Origin of the sequence: Ignatzschineria ureiclastica, from assembly GCF_003121845.1 — a bacterium.
Classification (GTDB): domain Bacteria; phylum Pseudomonadota; class Gammaproteobacteria; order Cardiobacteriales; family Wohlfahrtiimonadaceae; genus Ignatzschineria; species Ignatzschineria ureiclastica.
On the sequence record NZ_QEWQ01000001.1, the window covers coordinates 276,430 to 302,710 of the forward strand.

15 protein-coding genes are annotated in these 26,281 nt (G+C 43.3%); 8 read left to right on the forward strand and 7 right to left on the reverse strand.

The window, feature by feature from the left end; genetic code table 11:
* Positions 1 to 491 precede the first annotated feature (491 nt).
* The 5 genes from DC083_RS01090 to DC083_RS10155 all read left to right on the forward strand — a co-directional run bounded on the left by DC083_RS01090 (position 492) and on the right by DC083_RS10155 (position 6,766).
* Complete coding sequence (locus DC083_RS01090) at positions 492 to 3,248, forward strand: valine--tRNA ligase (RefSeq protein ID WP_109188441.1); 2,757 nt, start codon at positions 492 to 494, stop codon at positions 3,246 to 3,248.
* An 879-nt stretch (positions 3,249 to 4,127) separates the two neighbouring features.
* Complete coding sequence (locus tag DC083_RS01095; protein WP_109188442.1) at positions 4,128 to 5,528, forward strand: alanine/glycine:cation symporter family protein; 1,401 nt, start codon at positions 4,128 to 4,130, stop codon at positions 5,526 to 5,528.
* Between the two features lie 233 nt (positions 5,529 to 5,761).
* Positions 5,762 to 6,067: a hypothetical protein gene (locus tag DC083_RS01100; protein ID WP_109188443.1), complete on the forward strand. Its 306-nt coding sequence runs from the start codon at positions 5,762 to 5,764 to the stop codon at positions 6,065 to 6,067.
* Complete coding sequence (locus tag DC083_RS01105; protein ID WP_109188444.1) at positions 6,064 to 6,264, forward strand: hypothetical protein; 201 nt, start codon at positions 6,064 to 6,066, stop codon at positions 6,262 to 6,264. The genes DC083_RS01100 and DC083_RS01105 overlap by 4 nt, the downstream gene beginning before the upstream one ends.
* 352 nt (positions 6,265 to 6,616) lie before the next feature.
* Positions 6,617 to 6,766 (forward strand): hypothetical protein, encoded by a 150-nt coding sequence (locus DC083_RS10155; RefSeq protein WP_157954859.1) that lies wholly within the window; start codon positions 6,617 to 6,619, stop codon positions 6,764 to 6,766.
* Positions 6,767 to 6,886: 120 nt separating this feature from the next.
* Here DC083_RS10155 and DC083_RS01110 read toward each other — a convergent pair whose 3' ends face one another.
* The 5 genes from DC083_RS01110 to DC083_RS01130 all read right to left on the reverse strand — a co-directional run bounded on the left by DC083_RS01110 (position 6,887) and on the right by DC083_RS01130 (position 20,273).
* Positions 6,887 to 11,236 (reverse strand): autotransporter outer membrane beta-barrel domain-containing protein, encoded by a 4,350-nt coding sequence (locus DC083_RS01110; RefSeq protein ID WP_109188445.1) that lies wholly within the window; start codon positions 11,234 to 11,236, stop codon positions 6,887 to 6,889.
* Positions 11,237 to 12,165: 929 nt separating this feature from the next.
* On the reverse strand, positions 12,166 to 15,708 hold the full coding sequence (locus DC083_RS01115) for an autotransporter outer membrane beta-barrel domain-containing protein (protein ID WP_109188446.1): 3,543 nt from the start codon (positions 15,706 to 15,708) through the stop codon (positions 12,166 to 12,168).
* A 503-nt stretch (positions 15,709 to 16,211) separates the two neighbouring features.
* Positions 16,212 to 17,390 carry a linear amide C-N hydrolase gene (locus tag DC083_RS01120; protein ID WP_109188738.1) on the reverse strand — a complete coding sequence of 393 codons (1,179 nt, stop codon included), beginning with the start codon at positions 17,388 to 17,390 and terminating at the stop codon, positions 16,212 to 16,214.
* A 136-nt stretch (positions 17,391 to 17,526) separates the two neighbouring features.
* Entirely contained in the window at positions 17,527 to 18,078 is a 552-nt protein-coding gene (locus DC083_RS01125; protein WP_109188447.1) for a hypothetical protein, read from the reverse strand.
* A 236-nt stretch (positions 18,079 to 18,314) separates the two neighbouring features.
* Positions 18,315 to 20,273, reverse strand: a complete 1,959-nt coding sequence (locus DC083_RS01130; protein ID WP_109188448.1) for a PhoX family protein — start codon at positions 20,271 to 20,273, stop codon at positions 18,315 to 18,317.
* Positions 20,274 to 20,597: 324 nt separating this feature from the next.
* Between DC083_RS01130 and DC083_RS01135 the strand changes: the two genes are divergently transcribed.
* Complete coding sequence (locus DC083_RS01135) at positions 20,598 to 21,962, forward strand: AAA family ATPase (RefSeq protein WP_109188449.1); 1,365 nt, start codon at positions 20,598 to 20,600, stop codon at positions 21,960 to 21,962.
* Between the two features lie 443 nt (positions 21,963 to 22,405).
* On the opposite strand, the gene DC083_RS01140 is transcribed toward DC083_RS01135, so the two are convergent.
* Together DC083_RS01140 and DC083_RS01145 are read right to left on the reverse strand one after the other, a co-directional pair.
* Entirely contained in the window at positions 22,406 to 22,738 is a 333-nt protein-coding gene (locus DC083_RS01140; protein WP_109188450.1) for a hypothetical protein, read from the reverse strand.
* A gap of 339 nt (positions 22,739 to 23,077) precedes the next feature.
* Positions 23,078 to 23,863 carry a HesA/MoeB/ThiF family protein gene (locus tag DC083_RS01145; RefSeq protein ID WP_109188451.1) on the reverse strand — a complete coding sequence of 262 codons (786 nt, stop codon included), beginning with the start codon at positions 23,861 to 23,863 and terminating at the stop codon, positions 23,078 to 23,080.
* Positions 23,864 to 24,005: 142 nt separating this feature from the next.
* On the opposite strand from DC083_RS01145, the gene hslV reads away from it, so the two are divergent.
* Together hslV and hslU are read left to right on the forward strand one after the other, a co-directional pair.
* A complete protein-coding gene (gene hslV, locus DC083_RS01150; protein ID WP_109188452.1) occupies positions 24,006 to 24,545 on the forward strand; it encodes an ATP-dependent protease subunit HslV in 540 nt (179 codons plus the stop codon).
* Positions 24,546 to 24,745: 200 nt separating this feature from the next.
* Positions 24,746 to 26,086: an ATP-dependent protease ATPase subunit HslU gene (gene hslU / locus DC083_RS01155; protein WP_109188453.1), complete on the forward strand. Its 1,341-nt coding sequence runs from the start codon at positions 24,746 to 24,748 to the stop codon at positions 26,084 to 26,086.
* The last annotated feature ends 195 nt before the right edge of the window (positions 26,087 to 26,281 follow it).

Here is a 26,281-nt window from a genome sequence, read left to right on the forward strand (position 1 = left end):
GTCTTGAATTTCAAATAAGACCTGATTCCCGGTGGGAGAGAATGTTTAATCATTCCAAACAGAATCTAATCCAGTGCGGGATAGAACCATTGCGTAACCAGAGAAATTGAGCGCCCGCAAAGGAGCGATCTCTCGACTTCTCAAACAGTTATTGACCGACACAAAAGGCGACAACTTCCGGCATAGATAAGGCTTTACAAGCTCTCGGCATTGAAAGATACCACAATTGCCGGCGCGCGATTCTTAAAACTTCCCAATCAATAGGCAAGCGATTGTGCTTGGAAATATGCTATACTTTTAGCAATTTTGTAGGGTTTATTGGCGAGTATTTGCCAATGAGTTCCTAACACCGATTGAGCATTCTCTCTATTGTTTTCCTGCCGGGCTTTCTTACTTGATGTTGATTGCCCTGCTTTTACAGTCATATTATATATTGCCATTCGCATATTAATAACTTCACAATAGAGATCACACTAACCTTGGATGAATAGATGAAACAGAGTTATCAACCAGATCAGATAGAAAAAAAATGGTACCAGTTTTGGGAAGAGAATAACCTTTTTAAGCCCAGTGGCGATACAAGTAAACCCGCTTACTGTATTGTCATTCCGCCACCGAATATCACCGGTAGCCTACACATGGGACATGCGTTCCAAGATACGATTATGGATCTTTTGATTCGTTATAATCGTATGCAAGGAAAAAACACCCTCTGGCAACCAGGAACGGATCACGCCGGTATTGCCACACAAATGGTCGTAGAGCGTCAACTCAATGCCAACGGTCAAACGCGCCATGACTTAGGTCGTGAGGCTTTCGTTGAGCGTATTTGGGAATGGAAAGCGGAATCTGGTGGTAACATTACTCAACAGCTTCGCCGAATGGGCGCGAGTGCCGATTGGTCGCGTGAGCGCTTTACGATGGATGAAGGGCTCTCAAAAGCTGTACAAAAAGTCTTCGTATCACTCTATAAAGAGGGCTTAATCTATCGCGGCAAACGCCTTGTTAACTGGGATCCGATTCTCAAAACCGCTGTTTCTGATATCGAAGTGGAATCGAAAGAAGAATCAAGCTCAATGTGGCATCTTCGTTATCCGATTGCCGGCACAGATGAATATCTAGTCGTTGCAACAACGCGCCCTGAAACCATGCTAGGAGATACAGCGGTAGCGGTTCATCCTGAAGATGAGCGCTATGCCCAATATATTGGCAAAATGATTGATCTGCCATTTTGTGATCGTCAAATTCCTATTATCGCCGATGATTATGTCGATCCTGAATTTGGAACGGGTTGTGTAAAAATTACCCCTGCCCATGATTTTAATGACTATGAGATGGGTAAACGTCATAATCTACCGATGATTAACGTCTTCACCGATGAAGCAAAAATCAATGATGAGATGCCGGCAGCCTATCGTGGTCTTGATCGCTTTGATGCTCGTAAACAGATCGTGGCAGACTTCGAGAAAGCAGGTCTTTTAGAGAAGATCGAACCGCATACTTTAATGATTCCCCGTTGTGATCGAACCAATCAGATCGTTGAGCCTTATCTGACAGATCAATGGTTTGTGGATGCGAAAACATTGGCAAAACCTGCAATTGAAGCAGTTAAGAACAAAGATATTAAATTTATCCCTCAAAACTGGGAAAATACCTATTTTGAATGGATGAACAACATTCAAGATTGGTGTATCTCTCGTCAACTCTGGTGGGGACATCGCATTCCGGCTTGGTATGATGAAGACGGAAATTTCTATGTCGCTGAGAATGAGGAAGCAGTACGCCGGGAATATAATCTAGGTGCCGATATAGCACTTCGTCAAGATGAAGATGTGTTAGATACTTGGTTCTCCTCTGCCCTTTGGCCGTTCTCAACACTCGGCTGGCCTGATCAGACAGATGAGTTGAAAACCTTCTACCCTACCTCTGTCCTTGTAACCGGCTTTGATATTATCTTCTTCTGGGTAGCACGAATGATTATGTTCGGTCTGCACTTTATGAAAGAGATCCCCTTTAAAGAGGTCTACTTCCATGGTTTAGTGCGTGACCAAGATGGTCAGAAAATGAGTAAATCTAAAGGGAATGTACTCGATCCTATCGACTTAATTGATGGTATTGATCTTGAATCTCTCGTTGCAAAACGCACCACAGGCTTGATGCAACCGCAAATGGCACCGCGCATTGAAGCAGATACACGTCGCCACTTCCCTGATGGGATTCGTGCCTTTGGTACTGATGCACTACGCTTTACCTTTACTGCACTTGCCACCAATGGTCGGGATATTATCTTCGATGTAGGTCGAATTGAGGGCTATTCGAACTTCTGTAACAAAATCTGGAATGCATCGAAGTTTGTCTTTATGAATGCAGAAGGAAAAGAAGTTCAAGAAAATCCTGCGAAGCTCTCTCATATTGATCGTTGGATCAATTCCCGTTTGAGCTATATGCTAACTGAAGTGAATCGTCACATTGAAAGCTATCGTTTTGACCTTGCAACCCAAGCGCTCTACGATTTCACCTGGCATGAGTTCTGTGACTGGTATTTAGAGCTCACGAAGCCGATTCTCAATGGTGAGTATTCAGAAGAAGAGAAAGCAGCAACACGTTACAATCTGCTCTTTGTCTTAGATGCGATCCTCAAAGCGCTTCATCCATTTATGCCTTATATCACTGAAGAGATTTGGCAGAAATTGATCGAAATCGCGCCGAGCTTTAAGACAGCAGTGAGCATCTCTGTCACAGAATTCCCTGCCGTTGATGCGCGAGATACAGCACTTGAAGCGGAAGTTGAGTGGTTACAAGAAGTATTATTAGCTGTTCGCCGGATTCGTGGTGAGATGAATATTTCCCCTGGAAAACCACTTGCTGTGCTTTATGAAAATGCCTCAAGCGAAGATCTTGCCCGTATTGAGCAAAATATGCCATTCTTACAACGGATGGGCCGCCTTGAAAACTTTACAAAAGTAAAGGGTACAGCACCGGAATCTGCGGTAATGGTGATCGGCAAAATGCGTCTCTTAATTCCACTTGCCGGTTTGATTGATAAAGAGCAAGAGCTTGCGCGCCTTAATCGTGAGATTGGTAAAATCGAACCGATTATTAAAGCCTTAACCGCAAAATTGGCAAATCCTGGATTTACCGATAAAGCACCGGCAAAAGTGGTTGAAGGTGAGCGAGTGAAATTGAGTGATGCAGAAAATCAGCTAGCAGAATTAAAGCAACAGTTAGTGAAGATTGAAGCACTCTAATCACTCTTATGAATCATTATTCATAATATAGATAAGCCTAAAGGGTTCGATCAAAATCGAGCCCTTTTTATATTTCAAACTAAGAAAATTATTCGCATCGCCGGGGGGAATGAACGCGTTCTTTTTGCAATCACGCGCCGGCAGATTTGGCATCTTTCAATGCCGGAAGTTTGTAAAACATTATCTATGTCGGAAGTTGTCGCCTTCTGTGCCGATGAATAGTCGCTTGAGAAGTCGAAAGATTGCTCACTTGCGGACTTGTTAATGCCGAATGATTAGATCGCTCATTTGCGGGCGCGGGATCTGTCTGGAGTTACAAGCATTCCCTCCCGCCTTGAATCAGATTTGATTTGAAATAACTAAAAAATTTACCGCATCGCCGGGGGGAATGAACGCGTTCTTTTTGCAATCGCGCGCCGGCAATTGTGGCATCTTTCTAGTGCCGGTAGTTATGACGTGAAATAAGAAGATGTATCGCATCGCCGGGGGAATGATCGTGTTCTTCTCATAATCGCGCGCCGGCAGGCTTGGCATCTTTCAATGCCGGAAGTTTGTAAAACATTATCTATGTCGGAAGTTGTCGCCTTTCGTGCTGGTCAATAACTGTTTGAGAAGTCGAAAGATTACTCACTTGCGGACTTGTTAATGCCGAATGATTAGATTGCTCACTTGCGGGCGCGGGATCGGTCTGGAGTTGCAAGCATTCCCTCCCGCCTTGAATCAGATCTGATTTGAAGAAAATACACCTGTTTAAGTAGTAAAACTTCCCTGTAGAACAGATATTTATTGACGAATATTGAATTTTAAGTAGATTTATTGGATTAATGAAACTATGCTATAGAGTCTTTTGCCTTTATTTTGTACTACTTTGGAGTAATTATGAGTCTTATTAACTGGTTAGTAGGCCCGTTGAATGATTTTATTTGGACCTATATTCTGGTCGCATTTCTCATCATTTTAGGGATTTACTTTACAATTCGTACCCGCTTTATCCAAATTCGTCTCTTTAAAGAGATGTTTCGCTTAACTGTGGAAAAGAACCCTAGTGATGATGGCGTTTCTGCTTTCCAAGCCTTTACGATCAGTGCGGCAAGTCGCGTTGGAACGGGGAATATTGCCGGCGTTGCCCTTGCGATTGCTGTCGGCGGACCGGGTGCGGTTTTCTGGATGTGGGTGATTGCAATTATCGGCATGTCTACCGCCTTTATCGAAAGTACCCTCGCACAAGTCTATAAAGTGAAAGATGGCGATACTTTCCGCGGTGGTCCTGCTTACTATATGCAAAAAGCGCTCGGTTGGAAAAATTTAGGCATTATCTTTGCTATTCTCTTAACGATTACCTTCGGCTTTATCTTCAACTCAGTACAATCGAATACGATCGCACAATCGTTCCATTCTGTATTTGGCATTGATACGATTGTCATTGGCGCACTATTAGTAATTGCCACCGGTTTAATTATCTTCGGTGGTGTTCGCCGCGTAGTTCACTTTACCCAGATTTGTGTACCTGTAATGGCGGTATTCTATATCGGTATTGCACTCTATGTAGTTGCGGTGAATATCACTGAAGTCCCCAGAATGTTTATGCTCATTGTTGAAAATGCCTTCGGGATTCAAGAGTTTGCCGGCGGTGGTCTAGGAATGGCCATTCTTCAAGGAACTCGTCGTGGGCTCTTCTCCAATGAAGCGGGAATGGGATCTGTGCCTAATGCGGCAGCAACTGCCAATGTCAGTCATCCTGCAAAGCAAGGTTTAGTGCAGAGTTTAGGCGTATTCTTCGATACAATTGTGATCTGTTCGGCAACAGCATTTATTATCCTACTGTCAGGCATTTATGCAGATGGAACAAGTGCCGGTGGTGTTGTTTTAACGCAAAATTCTCTAGCGCAACAAGTGGGCGATTGGGCGCAATATTTTGTCGCCATTGCGATCTTCTTTTTTGCTTTTAGTTCGATTATCGGGAACTACTATTATGGAGAAACGAATATCGAATTTATTAAGAGCAATACCACAGCTCTGCTCTTCTATCGCCTGATTGTGTTGATGATGGTGATGTTTGGAGCGGTGATGAGTATGGGAATTGTTTGGAGTTTAGCGGATCTCTTTATGGGATTAATGACCATTATTAACTTAGTTGTCATCGCGATCTTAGGCAAAATCGCCTTTAAAGTAGCGGATGATTTCTACCGTCAGCTCAAAGAGAAGAAAAATCCTGTATTCAAAGCAGACTCAATCCCTGGTTTAAAAGGGGCTGAATGTTGGGAAGATTCGAATCAATAGATTGATATCAGAGGATTCACTGAAAGGGTGCAGCTTTAAATTGCGCCCTTTTTTATTGTTTACCATTTAAGATAGATGATCGCCGGCATTATTAGTGCTCTTTGGCGTTGGGAATAAGAGAATTTATCGCATCGCCGGGGAGAATGATCCCGTTCTTCCGCATATCGTGCGCCGGCAATTGTGGCACTTCTTGATGCCGGGAAATCGTTATTGGATAAGTCGGGAGATCGCTCATGGGGGCGATTATTTTGAGACAGTTGAGAGGCTATGAGCTTCTCATAAGCGGGCGCTCGATTGATCTGGATTCGCAAGCATTCCCTCCCGCCTTGAATCAGGTTTTATTTGAGAATAATAAGAAGATTTATCACATCGCCGGGGGGAATGATCCCGTTCTTTCTGCAATCGTGCGCCGGCAGGTTTGGCATCTTTCAATGCCGGAATCGTTTGAGAAGTCCAGAGATTGCTCTTTTGCGGGCGATCGGTTTCTCTGGTTGCGCAATTGTTCTATCCCGCACTGGATGAGATTCTATTTGGAATGAATAAGAAGATTTATCGCATCGCCGGGGGGAATGATTGTGTTCTTTTTGCAATCGTGTGCCGGCAATTGTGGCATCTTTCAATGCCGGAATTGTCGCCTTTCGTGCCGATGAATAATCGTTTGAGAAGTCGAGAGATTGCTCTTTTGCGGGCGCTCGGTTTCTCTGGTTGCGCAATTGTTCTATCCCGCACTGGATGAGATTCTATTTGGAATGAATAAAAGAATTCATCGCATCGCCGGGGGGAATGATCCCGTTCTTCCGCATATCGTGTGCCGGCAGGTCAGGCATCTTTCTAGTGCCGGTAGTTGTGACGTGAAATAAGAAAATTTACCGCATCGCCGGGGGAATAATCCCGTTCTTTTTGCAATCGTGCGCCGGCAGGTTTGGCATCTTTCTAGTGCTGGGAATTGTGACGTGAAATAAGAAGATTCATCGCATCGCCGGGGGGAATGATCGTGTTCTTTTAGCAATCGTGCGCCGGCAGATTTGGCATCTTTCTAGTGCCGGGAATTGTGGCGTTTTCTTGTGCTGGATTAGATTCTATTTGGAATGAATAAGAAAATTTATCGCATCGCCGGGGGGAATGATCGTGTTCTTTTTGCAATCGTGCGCCGGCAGGTTTGGCATCTTTCTAGTGCCGGGAATTGTGGCGCTCTTGGGTGGGTTTATTGTGGGCATAAAAAAAGCCATCTCTGGTGAGATGGCCCGGCGATTTCACTATCGGGTTGAAGTGAAATGACCGTTTGTATAAGGAGGCGCTATATCAGATCCCTAAGTTATAGCGCTTCCCTATTGGGAGACTTGTAAACTAATCGTTGATTAGAAATCGTAACGGTAATTTACGTCCACTTTAGTATCACGGTAGCTGTCTTTACCGAAGGTATGAGATACTTCGCCGCCGATACGTGAGTGATTGTCAATCTTGAAGTCAGAACCTACTTTAAGTTGGAATAAGTTCTTACCACCCGTTAATGAAAGATCATGGCTATCTTTGTGTAAGCTATCGCTGATCTTCACTTTGTTGTTGCTTGTGTTGTGGAAGTAGTTCACGCCAACATAAGGTGTACCACCATTCATTACGCCATTTGCGAATAATGTCGCACCTAAGCGGAATTGAACGTTGCCACGGCTGCTGCCGTATTGAACACCATCAATTGCACGATGATCTTTCGCTTTCACACCCATGTAAGTGATTTGACCTTGTGGGACAACTGTCACTGTATCAGAGAGTTTGAACGCATTACCTACTTCGATCGATGCTAAGAGACCATTCGCATTGTATTTCTCAGTTGGGCGACCGTCACGCTCTACTTTGTTACGAGTATGAACGTATTGTGCCCATGCATCAACGTAGCCTGCTTCATCAAAGTAGTATGTACCGTATGCACCTAATGCAAAACCGTCTACTTTGTTATCTGCACGACGACCAGTGATATTGCTGTCAGAGTGACCTGAAGCATGACCGTACGCCGCCATGATACCTGCAGTGTATTCGTTAGTGCTCACTAAGTCCTTACCGATACGAAGTGTGAAGTAGTTCACTTTAGAATCGATTTGATCTTTAGTGATGTTACCTTTGAACTTACCGAATGAACCGCCGACGCTTGTCCATAAGCCGTTACCATCTGCTAAGTACTCACGATCTTCGTAGCTTAATGCAAACATTCTGTTAGACGTTACTAAGTTCGCAAGGTAAGCATTTGCATCCACAGAATATTTGTGTACTGGTTTAGCTTCTGGTTTTGGCTCTGGTTGTGGTTTATTACCATTGTCTTCGCCAGGTCCAGGATTAACACCTGTATCTTCGCCACCATCTTCAACTTCTGACCAGTCACTTGTTAAGAACCACTGTGGACCTTCGCCTAACTTAGCCACTTCAAGACCTTCAGGTGCTTCTTGTGATAATGGTTTCAATGTGTACTCATAAAGACCACGAGATACTGGCTCTGCTAATGTTGGGTTGAAGTTATCCGCGCCACCATTTGCTACTGCTGAAGCATCGATTAAGAGAACATTGCCTTGTGCATCACCTGTTAAGGTTGCGCTCATGACAGGAGATACAAATACTTTTGCTTTACCATCTGCTGATTCTAAGATCGTTAAGCGGTCAGCTTCATTACCACCTTCTGCAAGTGAGAAGTGAAGATTTGCTGTACCTCTTGTTACTTTTAATGTATCAACTGCTAAGTGACCGTAAGTTGCACCTTCTGCAGTTCTGGTTGCAGCTTCTGCTTCACCTTCTACATTACCGAGGTTTGCATTTTTGAATGCATTACCTACATAAAGATCTGAACCATTTTCGAGGTTTAATGTAGTCACATAACCATTACCTGCTAATGCACCACCTGATTGAACAGTAATAGGTGAATCAACTTTTAATACCGCTTGAGTATGATCCATACCTGCAGTTAATTGTAATTCAGGTTTGACTGGTTTAACTTCAGTTTCTGCTTTCACTTCTGGCTTCACTTCAGGTTTTACAAACTCAAAGTTCGCATTACCATCAAGCGTTAACATACCACCATCTTTTACAGTGATTGCATTGTGTTCCTTACCGCCAGCCATTTTTGTGCTGAAAGTTGAAGTAATCGCAGGTTTCGCATCATCTGCTTTCTCTGCCACTTCTACTTTCGCAAGATCAGCTGCTTTCAATGTTGTGTTACCACCATTGATAGTGAGCTTATTGATAGAGAGTTTTGCTGGATCTACTTCTGCAACCTCTTTAGCTTTTGGTGCAGAATCTAAACCTACCGCTAATGAGCTTTCGCCTTCGTTTAAGGTAAGATCTTTCACATCAAACACACCGCCATCTGCATGTGTGAATGTCACTGCGTTCATGTTGACAGTTGCTGCTTTATCAAGATTCACAATCTGACCACCATCAATCACTACTTCATTGATGCTTGTGAGGTCGAGTTTTTTAGTATCGCCGTCAACACCCTTTAAAGTAACAGTTGATTTATCACCCGCAACTTTCTCGCCTTCTTTCTTACCATCTACTTCACCATTGGTTAATACCAATTTATCAGCAGTGATGTTAAGAGAAGTTACTTCGTCTTTAGTAGTCATCGCTGACTTATCAACAGTCATCGCCGCACCATTGGTCAATGTGATGTCGCCATCTACAGTAACGGTTGTGGTGTTTGTACCTTCATCATTAGTATTACCTTCAGGATGCGCAGTACCCACCTCAAACTGCGCACCATTAGAGACTGCAATGCTCTCTGCAGTGAGGGTTGAGGTTGCATGTAAAGGATCGGAGCCGTCCTTACCACCATCACCGCCCACAGTTAGGGTTGATGTGTGTGTAGGCTTACCTTCTGCTGTTGCTTTCAAACCATGACCATCCACAGTGATCTCTTTCGCTGTGAGGTCTGCGTATTTACCAACTTCTAATGCTGCACCGCCGGTGATTGATACGTTGTTAGCTGTAACAACAGCATTTTGTGGTACTGTACCACCCTCATTAATTCCACCTTCAGGAAGAGGTTTAGGTGCTACACCAGCAAATGTTACTGTAGAAGCAGGGCCTAAGTTATCATCTTTATCAACTTTACCAACACCTACAACTTGCGCATCTTTTACAAACTCGCCATCAACATTCAAATCGCCTTTGATGTTTAAAACAACGCCTGACGCTTTACCTTGAACATCTAACACACCACCGTTTTTCACGTTTACATCGTTATTTACAGTGAGTTTAGAGTCAGTCACAGTCGCTTTACCGCCTAGACCTGCATTTACTGTTACTTTACTTGATGTTTCATCTTGATTATTTTCAGTGTTAGTTGTGGTTTTAGATGTTTCACCGGCAACAAGATTCAATGAATCAATCGTCGCATCTTTAGCGTTTGTGATTGTTAGTGTTGATTGGACATCAGCCATATTTGAGATAGCACCACTCGAAATAGTAGCTTTATCAGCAGCAGCAAGCGATCCGCCCACAGTCACATCTTTAGCAGTGAGGTTATTTGCATAGATCTCAGCTTTACCATCTACTACATCAAGGTTGCCCATTGTGAGGGATTTGATTGGGGTTGCAGCAGCAGTACCAACATTTAATTCAGCTAATACAACAGCAGATCCAGGGGCAGCATCAACCCCACCCTTCACACTCACATTACTCATCGTAAGCGTTAAGTCTTTACCTTTAGCGGTTAGGCTTGAAACAGCTTTATCATCTTTAGCACCAACAGTCACATCACCAATTTTGATGTTAGAGGCATCTTCAAGATTAGTATTATCAATCTTACCCTGCGCACCACCAGTCAATGAGATTGACTTGATATCGCCTTTGGCTACGTTTTCGATTTTGAGGGCATTCTCAGCTTTAGCCGTTGCCGCCACAGACAACGCACCTGTGTTGAGGGTGTTGATGTTTTCAAATTTAACGGCATCTGCTTTAGCTTCAGTTACTGTAATATCACCTTTTACATCTACAGTATTATTTTTGCTAAATGTAAGTGCTGTATCACTTCCTTTTGCAGTAATACTCTTGGTCTCTACTTTATTAAAACCAGAGATATTAATTTCTGCTGCAGCAGGTGCTTTAGTATCACCCACATCCGCAGTGAGTTTTGCAGTGCCAAGTTGTTTATCTTGAGCTACGGACGTACCATCATTCACATTTTTAACTGCAGCATTCCCTTCTAACGTCAACTGAATTTTATCACCAGTCATCTCACCAATAGAAATAGTGCGATTGAGGTTCGCTGAATTGATTGTTAGCCCCCTATCTCCCTCAAATGCAACTTTCTTGATATCAACATCTTTAGTTGTAAGAGAGTAATCACCCCCTTCATCTAGAGTAATTTTACCAGTATTATTATCAATTTTATTAGCAACCGACACTCCACCTGCGGCATACTGACTAGAGAATTTGAGGCCATTTTCTCCATCATTAACTTCTAGCTTCTCGACCTTACCTGAACCAATCGTTGGCGTTCCATCATCACCTATTTTAGTAACTGTAAGATTTATTAAAGCTTGATCCTGAGCACTTACCTCCGCCATCGCAACGCCACCTAGCGCTAATGCACCGGCGATGACTGACACCGCTACTTTGGACATTGTGCTACGTTTTGCTTTCTTACGTGAGCTGCCGATTTCAGAAGTTACATCCCATCTATTCATGGACTTATTCCATACAACTTTAAATACTCTGTTCATATTATAAATTTCCTATCTATTTAAGATATATCTTGAATTGACAAATACTTAGAACCGCAAAAACGCGTCTAGGTGATTCCGGATTATTATTATATATCTATTTATTTTGTCAATTTATTTATAGATATTCATATTCAAATCGAATTTAGTAAATAATATTATATTTTGTGAGAATTTCACATAAAAACGGCGAATTACCCAAAATTTTCAACCAATCTGAGTCTAAATTTCCCATAAAAAAGATTTATTAGGGGTTATATCTTCATAATTTTATAAAAAATGTTAAATATAAAACGATTATAAAAACCGATTTTTTTGCTTTAAAACGCATTTTTGACTATATTTTTTACAAATTTTAATCGACAAAATCGCAAAAACCACTCAGATAGAACGCCGATTTTTGCACAATATAACTGTATGATTCTATTTTAGTTTTTAGGGTTCCCCGATTTGAATGGGGATTTATGACAGGTTGTGTCATAACTTATCGCCGATAAAGCGGGATTCATGGGGAGGAAATCGGGGGAGATCGCCAAGAGAGGCGCAATAAAAAAGTCACCAGCGAGGGGCTGATGACTTCGATTGATATATAGTTATGTCGGTTCAAAATAAGCTTATTTAAATGCCGGCGCATCGGCTGTAATAAGTAAGGAAGCCATTCTATCCGGCATCTTGCAAGTGTTGTTTAAAATCATTTTTCTTAAACCAAATTCAACTATACATCAAGGCGAGGTTGATCACGCGATTGATCAGGGATACGCAATAATGACCGCTATTATCCCCATAATGGCCTGAATAATGACGGCCATAATATTACCCTAAAGGGATTTTCGGGATAATCTCCTGCCTCATGGCTGCGCTTCCTGCTTTCTCTCGCTGATGATCGTGCTGTGCCGATCGAGTGCGCCGGATGCGTGGATAAGGCTCTGTTAGAGATCATAGCGGAGCTTGAGATCAACCTTTGTATCTCGATAGTGATCTTTGCCGAGCGTATGAGAGAGCGCCCCGCCGATCCGCGCTTGACGATTGATTCTAAACTCTATGCCGGCTTTGAGTTGCCAGAGATTCTTCGTGCCACTTATGGAGAGATCCCGTTTCCCGGTGGCAGAATCGGCAAGGGTGACCTTCTCTGCTCTGCTGTTATGGTAGTAGTTGAGCGCAAGGTAAGGCGTTGCCCGCCCGGCGAATGTCTGCCCGTAGAGTGTCGCCCCGAGGCGCAGTTGTAGATTGCCCCGATTGCTGCCGTAGGTGACGCCATCATGGGCTTGATGCGATTGGGCTTTCACGCCCATATAGGTGAGCTGCCCTTGGGGTAGGAGCGTGATCTTTTCGGTGAGCGCATAGGCTTTCCCCACTTCGATCGAGGCGAGTAGACCGCGCGCCTGATATTTCTCTGTGGGTTTCCCCCGGCTTTCTACCTTATTATGGGTCTGCACATATTGCGCCCAGAGATCGAGATAGCCGGTGTCATCGAAGTGGTAAGTGCCATACGCCCCGAGCGCAAAGCCATCGACCTGATTCTCCGCCCGGCGACCGGTGAGCTTGCTATCGGAATGACCGGAGGCATGACCGTACGCCGCCATGAGACCAAAGCGCCAAGATGCCTGACTGATGAGATCCCGCCCAATGCGCAGCGTATAGCGCTTCATCTTACTCTCCACCTGATCGGAGAGATTCCCCCGGAACTGACCAAAGGAGCCATCCACCTGTGTCCAGAAGCCGCTACCATCACCGAGATATTCCCGATCCGCAAAGCTTAGGGTGAAGAGCTGATTCGCCGCGAGGATATTCGCCAGATACGCATTCGGCTCAATGGCATATCGCTTCATCGTCGATTGCGCGGTGTCATCGGTATTGTCGCTATCGCCGCTGTTCCCTGTCTCGCCGGTCGGTTTGTCGCCGACGGAAGGTTTGTCTTCTCCGGTCGGTTTATCTTCGCCGGAGGGTTTATCGCCATCGGTAGGTTTATCGCCATCGGTCGGTTTATCTTCTCCGGTCGGTTTGTCACCATCGGAAGGTTTATCTTCGCCGGAAGGTTTATCGCCGCCGGTCGGTTTGTCTTCGCCGGTCGGTTTATCGCCGCCGGAAGGTTTGTCTTCGCCGGTCGGTTTGTCGCCTTCGGAAGGTTTATCTTCGGGATCGGTTTTCGGGACTTGCCATTGGCTGGTGAGATACCATTGCCGGCCATCGCCTAATGCGCCTTGACTTTCATCGCCCTGCTCTTCGACTAATTGATAATCATATAAACCGCGTGATACGGGGTTCGCGAGGGTGAGATTGAGGCTATTATCCGCCGCTGTAACATGAGAGGCATCGACAATCAGCACTTTCCCTTCGGTATCTGCGGTCAGCGTGGGGCTCATCACCGGTGATACATAGACATTTCCCTCACCGGAAGCGGCTTGTAAAATCGTCAAAAGATCCGCCTTCGCCCCGCCGGCCGCTAGTGAGAAGTGCAGATTCGCCGTTTTCCCCGCTTCAATCACGAGCCGATCCACCGTAAGATGCCCGTAAGTGGGTTCTATTCCACTGCCGGCACTCGCCCCCTTGTCGCCCCAATGATGATTCTCATACGCATTTCCCACATAGAGATGCGCGCCATCGCCTAAGGTGAGCGTATTCGCAATATAGCCATTGCCTTGAATAATAGTATGCTCCGCCGCCGTCACTGCGGTATTGAGCTGCATCACCGCCCGCTTTGCATCGCCATTAATCATGGGTGTAAAATCATCGCCGGCTTTCACCATCTTAAAATCATGATGACCGCTGAGCGTTAATGCCGCTTTGGGCTTGAGCGTGATTGTCGGTTCATCGCTCGCAAAATAGGCGATATCCTTCAATTGATCCCCTTTACGTTGACCGGCCATAAAATGGGCAGACGCGCCAGATTCAACGGTGAGCTTATCTAACCGCAATTGAGAGCGCTCCTGATCCTCCGCAAGCGTTTCCGGCGCACCGGCAGCAATCTCAAATCGGCCATTACCTAAGAGCGAGAGATCTTGAATATGCAGCTCCCCACCGGCAACATCCTCAAAAGTAAGATGATTTACCTTCGTCTGAAAATCCCCCAAATTCCCCCCTAAACCATCGAGATAACCGCCGGCTAAATGTAGATGATGAATCGTAGTGAGATCGAGGACATTGGTTTCTTCAAGTATCTCTTTGATCTGACCGGCGTTATTGATAGCATCGAGATTATCAAGTTTCATCACGGATCTTCGATCGGCTGAATGCTGTTCGGGATCGATATCATTCCCCAGAAGCAACGTATCCGCCACATTGAGATTTAAACGCGCGATCTGCGTATCCCCTTGTTGCTCTGTGGAGATTGCGGATTTTTGAAATCCAAGTGTGGCATATTGATTGAGGGTGATATTGCGCGCAGTGACTGTGGTGGGAGTTGAAGAGTAAGAATCTCCTATTGAAAGGGTATCGGGTGCGTAGTAATTATATTCGCTTTTAACACTTGAAATCGTCATATCTTGTGCATGGAAATACACATTAGATCCTAATGCTAATTTACTGCCTTCCTTCACTTGAATGTTTTGAGCATTTACCGTAGTTATCAGATTTTCGTCGGCATTAACAGATAAGTAGTCCCCATTTATGTAACCAGCGCCTGTAAGATTTATATCTCCTATATTATAGTGTGAGGAGACATCACTAGAGTGAATCATAACTTGCACACCATCTTTCGTTGTTAATGAAGCAATGTCAGCACTTTGAACATTTGTTAAGTATAAACTTGCATCATCAGCCCCCATAAATAGATTTCCCATTGTGAGTTGAGATACCCCATCAATAAGTATATCTGACGCTTCATATCTATCATGCTGAAAAGTAAAATCTTTCATTTGTAATGTATTTATATTCGAAAAAGATAAAGCACCAGCAGCTGTAATGTTTTTTAATTTCACTATATCAAGATTCCTAATCTCCATCTGTAGATAAGGATTTTCTTCAAGACTACCAATATCACTATTGATAGTCACTCTGCCAGTTAATAATTCAGATGCCACCGAATCTCCGATTATAGATAAATTCATTAACCCATCAGGGTTATTACTAGGCATCTCTATAGAATCTATTTTAATAATTTGTGGGTTCTCTCTATTATTATTGGCCATAATAGAAAACCCACTCCAAATCCCCTTATAGACAATATTTCCAATCTCCACATTCCCCGCAGGTAGATTTGCAGCACCTTCACCATCGGTCGAATAAGTAAATGATTTACCATTAAGATCCATCTTCTCAATCTTGCCATTCACAAAGGCCGGCTGTGGGTTCGCTTTGACTTCATCCTCATCATCTGCCATTGCTATCGGCATGCCGGTGACGGTGAGGATGCCGGCGAGTGCGAGGGCGATTGTACTATGACGGCGGGCTTTGTGCCGGTTGGTACTGAGCTCGGAGGCAACGACCCAACGCTGTAAGATTTGATTCCAAATCACTTTAAATATTCTATTCATCTTTGACCTCCCGATCTCTCATCGACTGTGATTTGCCTCCTTGCAATGACGTATTGAATCCTTCCAGTTGTCAATTTATTTAAATTTATTTCAATAAATATCTTCACATACAGCGTAACAGCTTCAAAATAGAATAAAAAGTGATCAGATTATTGTATTTAATTATCAATTATTTATTACAGATATAATATAGTTATATAAATATTTTGATTAACAGATCCTAACGCTGGTAAGGTTTCCCTTATTAGATGTAAGCGCTGCATCAACCGGCGACAAGTGGGATATTATAGTAATATCGGTTCAAAATAAGCTTATTTAAATGCCGACGCATCGGCTGTAATAAGTAAGAAAGCCATTCTATCCGGTATCTTGCAAGTGTTGTTTAAAATCAGTTTTCTTAAACCAAATTTACTATATGGACCATAAAAAAGGGCGCTCTCGCACCCTTTCTCTCCATTCGCGTTATTCCCGAATGTCTTTTATTACTGTAGTGTCAAGCGCACTTATGATTGCGGCGCACTCACAGCCGGTTCTTCAAAAACTGCCTCTTCTTCGGCGTCAAGCACTGTATTGAGCGCTTCCTCTTGCTTCATTGCAGCTTGCAGTTGCGCTTCGGTAATGCCGAGAAATTTAAAAGGTTGTGTGGTGACAAATTCGCCGGAGACTTCTCCAGAGAAGATATTCGATTGATCTTTGCCTAGATCTAGTTTCTTCACATCGGCGCCGGGTTTAAAATCCACTTTATTAAGATCAACCCAGAAGATAGAGGGTGAAATCGCGGATTCAAAGAAGTAGCGCCCGGCTTGATGATCGATCACAGTGCGCCAGCGAGTAGAAGAGATATTCGGTTCCTCTTCGGTATTAAGACCATAAGGGACTGAAACATTGCGAATCACGCTGAAAACGCCGGCAAAGGTATCCCGCTCATTGCCATCTTTCGGAATTGCATTAATATAGAATGCCGCACGCGCAAAACGATCTGCCGCGCGATTCGTACCGGGAAGCATGGTCGTGCCGCCGATCTCTTGCCAATATTCGTTAAGTGCTAATTGCTTATCGAAAGTGGGAGAATTGGTCATCACTTGGTAACTGCGATCATGGTGAATGACTTGCTTTCCATCAATATACTCAACAATAGCGCTATCTCCAAAGCGATCAGAGAGCGACAGATGCAGGGTAGCAAGGCGATTCTCACCGGGAACGTGTGCCGTCACCACGACAAAAGGTTCAGTTTCAAGAAATGCCACCGCTTCGGCGACAGTTGCGAAGTTATCAAGCATATATTGCGCCCAGAGTGAGAGCGCAAGCGTTGGCTTATCGCTATTCATCGGGTGCGGATAATCGGATTCCACCAGCCATAGGAGATTGGCATTGAGCCCTGCTTCATTCATGCCATCGGTTGTAGCGATATCGTAACCCGTTGCAACAACGCTACCATATTTCGCCGTCCACTCAATCGAACGATCCCCCGCTTCCCCATTGCGCTCAATGCCTTGGGGTAAAATCCAAAGATTCGTCCCGACATCCCGCTTCCAATCCATCGAGCGCGCCGTAATATTACGCCCATTATCCCCATGAAATAAGACCCGAGTACAAGCCTCTGCCGTTACAGTGAGCGACAATAAAGCAGTCACCGTCAGCGCTAATTTCTTCAGCGGTGAATGAGTAGATAGGGTATTCATTTTACGAGCCAGTTTCATTTTAAAACTCCTTATCTGATCGATAATCAATAAGGGTTAATAGTAACCATTAATAGTAAAGATTAATAGCAAAAATTCCGAAGGGAGTTGAGAGGATTGGATAATAAGAATATTCATTCTAAATAAAAGCTCCCTCATTCCCGGCGATGCGAGATATCTTCTTATTATTTTCAAATAAAATCTGATTCAAGGCGGGAGGGAATGCTTGCGAATCCAGATCAATCGAGCGCCCGCTTATGAGAAGCTCATAGCCTCTCAACTGTCTCAAAATAATCGCCCACCCATGAGCGATCTCCAGACTTCTCAAACAACTATTTCCCGGTATTGAAAGATGCCAAACCTGCCGGCGCACGATTGTGATAAGCGCACGATCATTCCCCCCGGCGATGCGAAATATCTTCTTATTATTTTCAAATAAAATCTGATTCAAGGCGGGAGGGAATGCTTGCGAATCCAGATCAATCGAGCGCCCGCTTATGAGAAGCTCATAGCCTCTCAACTGTCTCAAAATAATCGCCCACCCATGAGCGATCTCCAGACTTATCCAATAACGATTTCCCGGCATTGAAAGATGCCAAACCTGCCGGCGCACGATTGCAAAAAGAACGAGATCATTCCCCCCGGCGATGCGAGATATCTTCTTATTATTCTCAAATAAAATCTGATTCAATATCGGATAGAAAATAAAAGCATCCTGATAAAGCGTGAGCTAGAAAATAGATTATTCTACATCTGAAAAACGAAAAAAAACCCCGAGAATGTCGCGAGATTCTCAGGGCTTAGCTATCGGTAGCTTCGTCAATTTTGTCACTACCGGTTACTCAAATTGTTTGCATCGATGTTGATGCGACCGATCTTTGAACCGATGTTAGGAATCGATTCAGGGATCAGATTTATCTGTAGTGATTAACTACCAATCACGCCGCCATCACGTTTTTGGATCACAACGGTTGCCGCACGAGGACGACCTGCCGCAGGACCATCTGGCCATGATGAAATTCCAACAGGATTGTTATGATCAGACGTTCCACTATCAGGCTCACCAGGATGCTGAATGTTGATAAACATTGTTTTGTTATCTGGTGTGAAAGCAATACCGGTGACTTCACTTGCGGTTGGTGCAGTTAAGAAGCGCTTGAAGAAGCCATCTGCTGGGTCAACTGCAAGCATTTGATTATTTCCCATTCCTTGATACGCATTTTTATTGATCGTAGAAGAAGAAACATCTGTTTGCACCCAAAGGATACCGTTATGGTCAAACTCAAGACCATCGGGTGAACCAAAGGCATCGCCGCCATTTTGTGCTTGATGACTTGAAACAGTGGCACTATCAGAACCTGCAAGCGCAAGGATATCCCAATCAAAGGTTAATGCACCGACATCGCCATTTTTCTCATGCCAATGAATAATATGACCGAAAAGATTATTATCACGAGGATTCGCTGCATCCGTACCTGGATAACCTGCTTTACCACGATTACTATTATTCGTTAAAGTACAGTAGATATTACCGGCATTGATCGGATCAGCGGCAATCCACTCAGGACGATCCATCTTCGTTGCGCCCACCACATCAGCCGCCGCACGCGCATTGATCACGATATCGCCTTGATCATTAAAACCATTGGCTGCTGTTAAACCATTTTGACCATGGACAAGCGGTAACCATACACCGGTACCATTGTCATCAAAACGTGCAACATAGAGCGTACCATCGGTTAATAATGCGCTATTCGCTTTGCCTTTGGCAGGATCATATTTGCCATTACTGACAAATTTGTAGATATATTCAAAGCGCTGATCATCGCCCATATAGACGGTTAAACGTTGATCAGGACCGACTACCGCTTTTGCGCCTTCATGCTTGAAGCGACCGAGTGCTGTGTGTTTAATCGGGGTTGAAGTAGGATCTTCAGGATCGATTTCGACCACCCAACCAAAGCGATTAGGCTCATTCGGAGTTTTATTCACATCAAAACGCTCATCAAATTCTACCCAGCGATAAGTATCATCCGCAGGTGAAATACCGTAACGTTTCTCAAGAGGATTGAGCTCAGCATCTGCTTTTACAAAGATATCTGCCCAGTTCTCTTCACAAGTGAGGTAAGTGCCCCAAGGGGTTTGACCATTCGCACAGTTTTGCATCGTTCCAAGGATTTTGCTGCCGCTTGGATCTGCTGCTGTTTGCATTAATTTATGGCCTTTTGCAGGACCAGAAACGGTCATCTCAGTTAATGGCGTTATGCGGCGCGCATATTTAGAAGGACGAACCACTTCCCACTCGCCATTGCCATTTTTAGCCACTTCAACCACTGAAACGCCCATGGCATTTTGTGATTTACGGACTTTATCGAGTGACCAGTTTTCAACGCCATCTTTGAACAGAAGACCGTTATCTACATATTCATGATTCATAGCAAGAAGACCATGACTTGAGGCTTTATCGCCCTCTTCTAATGGGAAATAAGCGATCCCATCATGATGCATCCCTGCTTGTGCTGCTTGATCTTCAGTTGTGTTAGAACCATCTTTTTTGAACTCAGGACTATTACCTGGAATCCCGATTGGGTCGCCCCATTTATAGAAAGCAACGGCTTTATAGCCTTCAGGAACAATAACGGTATCTAAAGTTGAGTAAGGAATCGCTTCAAAAGTCACACGACCACCATTGACGGCTTTTGTGATCTTTTCTGCTTGTGCTTGCGCAAATACTTTCGCTGGAAAGAGCGAGAAAATACCTAAGCTAACGCCTAAACCACCCATTTTAAAGAGCGATCTACGAGAAAGACGTGCATCCATTACTTCAGAAAAGGGTGCTGTCGATGTTTGATTGTTGACTTCTAACTCATCACGTTTCAGTGTCATGCGAATTCTCCAAATAATTCAAATCTCAAATTTCCCACATCCATTGTAGGAATAAGGATATGCTAAAGAATGAATATGACACTTTCGTGACAAGGTGATGATTTTATGGGTTTTCTATATTTTTCAGCCGCCGTTATATTCCATCGTCATTGTTAATATCGCGCTATATCTTCTAGCGATAGCATTTCAACATGCCATATCAATCTATGGCTCTTAATCTGTTACCCTTAATCTGTTGTCCTTAAAGATAGAGTAATACTATAAATTTATATTTTTTAGTGCTAATCTACACATATTAGATGTATAAAATAGGGGTATAAAATTGTGTTATTAGATTTTTCTATTAAAAACTTTGGTCCCATTAAAGATGAGCAAATACTCTCATTTGAAGCGCTACCTTCAACACGTTATGAGGAGTATTACATCATTCACCCAATGCTTGCTAATGGTAAGCTAATCTTGCGTCAAAATGCGCCGATACGTCTCTTAAAATTAGCCGTTATCTACGGTGCGAATGCCTCTGGGAAAACAACCATTCTCGAAACATTGGATTTTTTCCGACAATTAGCCTTAAACGAACGACGAGATAAAAGTCAAAAACTCGACTTTCTACCTTTTGCCTTTAATACCACAAGCCCCAAAGAGCCTACCCAGTTAAAAATTCGTTTTTTTCAAAAAGGTATTCTATTTGAACATCAATTTGAAATTAATCGACACTGCATTATTAAAGAAATAGTGCATTATTGGGATTACAATACATCTGGCAGAAAACGGTTATTATTTAAAAGAGATACTCACCCTCATGATCAAGTCACCGAATTGACCAAAATCAGCAATCTTGTCATTGCTGAAAATGATTTAACACAGCAAGCCATAGAATCTCTACAACTTGCCACGCTATGGAATGAGTCGATTCTTGTGGGTTTCAATAAGGTTAATTTTATCTTTAAAGAATTGCAGTTAATGCGCGAATGGTACAGCGATGTTTTAGAGCCTATGATTAATAGTCATAATAGCGTTGATAAACGCCTTCTTATGATTGCAGAAGAAGATCATGAAGCAAAAACCTTCATGACAGAGTTTTTACAACAATCAGATTTCAATATCGAAGGTTTTCAAGTAGAAAAACGCCCTTTTCCCAAACTATCAGAAGAATTAGAGTTGGTGCTATCCCATTTTCAATCTCTCTTTGCAAAAGTCAAAAACGAAGATCATTCTGAGAATAATAATCTGTTAGAAAAAATTAAAGATCAGCCTATCAAAACGATTCAAGTAGAGTATCTCGTTGAAGGGAAACATTATCTTCTCCCTTTTGAATACACCTCTTTAGGCACTAAAAGAACCTTTATTTTAGCGGGATTACTCTATCTCCTCATGAAACAGAATAAAGTATTGATGATTGATGAATTTGAAAGTTCCCTGCACCCAGATCTTGCTGAGTTTTTCTTACTCACATTCCTTAAAAGCGTTCAGCATTCTCAACTTATCCTCACAACGCACTCAAGAGATCTAATGAAAATCAATGAATTAGTTGATCGGCGCGATATTATCTGGTTCACAGCTAAAAATGATCTCTTGGAAACAGAGCTCTATTCCCTTGGTGATTTTTCCACACGAGAGATTAGACCGGAAGCATCAATCTATAATTTATATAAAATTGGCAAATTAGGCGCAACACCGAATATTTAGTTCATCACTTAATCACTTAATCACTTAAACCAAGGATGGTTCTATAACCTATGACAACATAAGTGCTATGAGTAAACAAGCAAGACAAAAACGCAATGGATCTCTCAAAATATCATACAGAAATTAGATCCTTATCTTCAATCCGCTATCATTAGAGCAGTTAATCTCTACCAATCATCTACTATGGATATTAAAGCAAGAGCGGATCTAGGTGTTATCTTTAATAGATTGATGAAAGAACTCAATATAACTCATGGGGCTTAATAGCAAGAAACATCGAACGTAGGCCGTTTTCAACCTGTTTTATATGGGATTGATATGCAATTGATAAGATTTTGAAGAACTACTTATCTGCGGGTGAATGATCTAAAAGATCTCGACCATCTCTCCCCGCAATAAGTTAACTTCTCATTTGAAACAACAATAGTTGCTAGAAAATGCAACTACTTACAACGCTCAACTAATGCAATGATACGGGGATCTTGGCTATCTGCGCGGGCGTAAGTGCTATCAATTGCGCGGTAAACTTCCACTGTAAAATTCCCGGCTTTAGTGAAGCGAATATCATTATTGGCGATCTTCTCTTCTTTCGCATTATAAGGCGCAAGCGCGCTACGAATACAGCTACTAAACGCATTGATATTTTTATCGGATACCAACTCTAAATCATGTTTATCTTGCTTGTAGTTCGCATAACTCACATTCTTGTTGCTATTACTGGCACAACCTGCAATTACGAATACGCCGGCGATGATCATTAAAAGATGTTTTTTCATTGAAACCCTCTTATCGTCTTGTTTGATGAGACTCTATTGGCTCAGATTAATATTGCATAGATTCATGACTAGATTCATGACTATATTCATGACTATTATGTTCTACTGCACTGTTACTCTGCTGTAATGCTTTGTAATCTACTATACAACAGCTCAATCAGCAATGATCTGATCATGATTATTTTATGACCATTTTAAACAGCGCCTTCCCTATTGAGCTGCCCTGTGACTGCTCTGTGGCTGCTCTGTTATATAGTCAGTTTGGTATAAAAAAATGGTTTTTCATCAGCCGCAGCTTCCTTGCTTTTGACCGCTGATGCGCCGGCATTTCAATAACGCTTATTGTGAATCGATCTGACGATCACCATCTGCATCTTCTAAATGCACCGCACAGTGCGGATTACGCCGATAATTAAAGGCTTGCCAACTAAAATCGAGCGCATTATAGATATGGAGTTTATGGGTTGCTAATGTGCCGATACCGAGGAGGAGCTTTAGAGCCTCTTGCGCTTGTGTGATGCCGATAATATGAACAACCGGGGAGAAGACACCGAAGAGCGCACAATTGCCATCATCGGCATGATCGCCGGTAAAGAGGCACTCATAACAGGCAGAATCAGGATCACGAAAATCAAAGAGAGTAAGCTGCCCTTCATACCGCACCGCAGAACCAGAGACTAAGGGGACTTTTGCCCTAAAGCAAGCGCGGTTAAGATCTTTGCGTAATTGAAAATTATCACTGCAATCGAGGACAACATCCGCCGCTTGGACAATCGATTGTAGGGCTGTGAAATCCACTTTCTGCTCAATGGGCTGAATGTTGATATCGGGATTGAGATTAGTCAGATGCTGCGCTGCTTGTGCTACTTTTGAGAGCCCGACATCGGCCATTTTATAACCTGTTTGTCGATGCAAGTTTGAGAGATCGACGGTATCAAAATCAATGAGCGTAATCTGGCCGATCCCTGCGCCGGCGAAGAGCGGAAGCGCCGCCATGCCTAGCCCCCCACAACCGACGACAACCACATGCGCTTGAGCGAGCTTCTCTTGTCCATCGATATCAAATTGCTCAAGCATAATATGGCGTGAATAGCGTAATAAGGCATCATCAGTCAGGGTTGTCATAGTCGCAAAGCCTCACGGTCAAAGGGATAGGGAAATGATGGGTGAATTTAGTGCGATTTAACGCGCTCTCTTGAAATCATTTAAACGAACCTCATTATAGTACCATGCTAAAACGCAATTTAAATATGATAAGGAGTCAATTGTGGAACAGTTTCGTGGTACAACCATCTGTGCAGTACGTCGTGGGAATGAAGTCGTCATTGGTGGCGATGGCCAAGTCTCTATGGGCAATACGGTCATGAAAGGCAACGCGCGTAAAGTGCGCCGGCTATTTAATGGCAAAGTGATCGCAGGGTTCGCCGGTGGTACGGCTGATGCCTTTACCCTCTTTGAGCGCTTTGAAGAAAAACTAGCGCAACATAGCGGTAACCTTACTCGCGCGGCAGTTGAACTCGCTAAAGATTGGCGTACTGAACGCTCACTGCGTAAACTCGAAGCGCTCCTGATTGTCGCTGATGAAACCGCCACCTTTATCATTTCAGGCTTAGGGGATGTCATCGAACCAGAACACGATATCGCAACCATTGGATCAGGTGGCATGTTTGCCCATAGCGCAGCGCTTGCCCTAATTCAAAATACAGAGCTTTCGGCTGAAGAGATTGTCCGTAAAAGTTTAGAGATTGCCGGCAGCGTCTGTATCTATACCAATACTAATTTGACCGTTGAAAAACTCAGTTTCTAAGGCCGTATTATCTAATTCAATATTAGATATTAGCCATATCGGATATTAGAGAACGGCGATACTAGAAAAGATCTATATAAACGTCAATATTTACATCAATATCGATACAGATATTGATATCAATAATAAACATACCTCTCTCTCTCACGATATACGTCTATAGAGAGATAAAAGAACAATACATAGAAGGAATCTATTTTATGAGCTCAATGACCCCTAGAGAGATCGTGCAAGAACTCGATCGTTATATTATTGGCCAAGATGAGGCGAAACGCTCTGTTGCGATTGCGCTGCGTAATCGTTGGAGAAGACAGCAAGTCAACGAAGAGATCCGTAAAGAGATCACTCCAAAAAATATCCTGATGATTGGACCGACCGGTGTAGGTAAAACAGAGATTGCACGCCGTCTTGCAACGCTGGCAAATGCGCCTTTTATTAAGGTTGAAGCGACTAAATTCACCGAAGTGGGTTATGTGGGTCGAGAAGTAGACTCTATTATTCGGGACCTTGTGGAAGCGTCTGTCAAGAAAGTGCGTGAGCAGATGATTAAAGAAGCCTACCCTAAGGCAGAAGAAGCGGCCATTGAGCGGGTTTTAGATGCGATTTTACCGCCGCCGAAAAGTATTGGCTTTGCTGATGAGCCGAATGCCCCGAAAGCCGAGAGCAGTACACGTCAAAAATTCCGCGAAAAAATTATTCGTGGAGAAATGGATGATAAAGAGATCGATATCGAAGTCTCAAGCACCGGCGTAGGAGGCGTGAATATTATGACTCCTCCGGGCATGGAAGAGATGGCAGATCAACTGCAATCGCTCTTCCAACAATCGGGCATGGAGAAGAAAAAATCGAAAAAGATGAAGATCAAAGATGCGCTTAAAGTGGTTCAAAACGAAGAAGCCGCGCGCTTGATTAATGATGAAGAAGCAAAACAGAAAGCCATTGAAGTCGCTGAAAATCAAGGGATTGTCTTTATTGATGAGATCGATAAAGTCTGCCGTAAAGGAGAGACTTCAGGGGCGGATGTTTCTCGTGAAGGGGTTCAGCGTGACCTTCTCCCACTAATTGAAGGTTGTACTGTTTCCACGAAATATGGAGCGATTAAAACTGATCATATTCTCTTTATTACATCAGGGGCTTTCCACTTAGCAAAACCATCTGATCTCATTCCTGAGTTACAAGGTCGTCTGCCTATTCGTGTTGAGCTTAAATCCCTCAATGCCGATGATTTCTTCCGTATTTTGACTGAGCCATCTTCAGCACTCATCAAACAATATCGTGCCCTCCTCTCAACAGAAGGCGTTGAGCTTGAGTTTGAAGAAGGCGCACTTCGTAAGATTGCGCAAATGGCGTTTGATGTGAATGAGAAAACCGAAAATATCGGTGCTCGCCGACTACATACTATTTTAGAGCGCCTATTAGAAGAGATCTCTTTCAACGCCTCAGATCGGGAAGGTGAAAAATTCATCGTCACTGAAGAGTATGTGAAAAACGAGCTTGATGATTTAGTAGAAGATGAAGATTTAAGCCGCTTTATCCTCTAATCATCAATTGAATAGAGTCTTAAATAACCAAAAGCCACAGATCAATAATGAACTGTGGCTTTTTTGTGCTCTTCTTACTGCATTCGCTGTTGCTATTGATTGATAGCATGCCGGATAGAACGGCTTCCTCACTTTTTACAGCGGATGCGCCGGCATTTGAATAAGCTTATATTGAATCGATATTGCGATATCTAT

What these genes read in the sequence shown, in the direction of transcription:
- DC083_RS01090 (WP_109188441.1), top strand. Translation starts at nt 492, where the DNA reads ATGAAACAGAGTTATCAACCAGATCAGATAGAAAAAAAATGGTACCAG.
- DC083_RS01095 (WP_109188442.1), top strand. Translation starts at nt 4,128, where the DNA reads ATGAGTCTTATTAACTGGTTAGTAGGCCCGTTGAATGATTTTATTTGG.
- DC083_RS01100 (WP_109188443.1), top strand. Translation starts at nt 5,762, where the DNA reads ATGGGGGCGATTATTTTGAGACAGTTGAGAGGCTATGAGCTTCTCATA.
- DC083_RS01105 (WP_109188444.1), top strand. Translation starts at nt 6,064, where the DNA reads ATGAATAAGAAGATTTATCGCATCGCCGGGGGGAATGATTGTGTTCTT.
- DC083_RS10155 (WP_157954859.1), top strand. Translation starts at nt 6,617, where the DNA reads ATGAATAAGAAAATTTATCGCATCGCCGGGGGGAATGATCGTGTTCTT.
- DC083_RS01110 (WP_109188445.1), bottom strand. Translation starts at nt 11,236, where the DNA reads ATGAACAGAGTATTTAAAGTTGTATGGAATAAGTCCATGAATAGATGG.
- DC083_RS01115 (WP_109188446.1), bottom strand. Translation starts at nt 15,708, where the DNA reads ATGAATAGAATATTTAAAGTGATTTGGAATCAAATCTTACAGCGTTGG.
- DC083_RS01120 (WP_109188738.1), bottom strand. Translation starts at nt 17,390, where the DNA reads ATGAATACCCTATCTACTCATTCACCGCTGAAGAAATTAGCGCTGACG.
- DC083_RS01130 (WP_109188448.1), bottom strand. Translation starts at nt 20,273, where the DNA reads ATGACACTGAAACGTGATGAGTTAGAAGTCAACAATCAAACATCGACA.
- DC083_RS01140 (WP_109188450.1), bottom strand. Translation starts at nt 22,738, where the DNA reads ATGAAAAAACATCTTTTAATGATCATCGCCGGCGTATTCGTAATTGCA.
- DC083_RS01145 (WP_109188451.1), bottom strand. Translation starts at nt 23,863, where the DNA reads ATGACAACCCTGACTGATGATGCCTTATTACGCTATTCACGCCATATT.
- hslU (WP_109188453.1), top strand. Translation starts at nt 24,746, where the DNA reads ATGAGCTCAATGACCCCTAGAGAGATCGTGCAAGAACTCGATCGTTAT.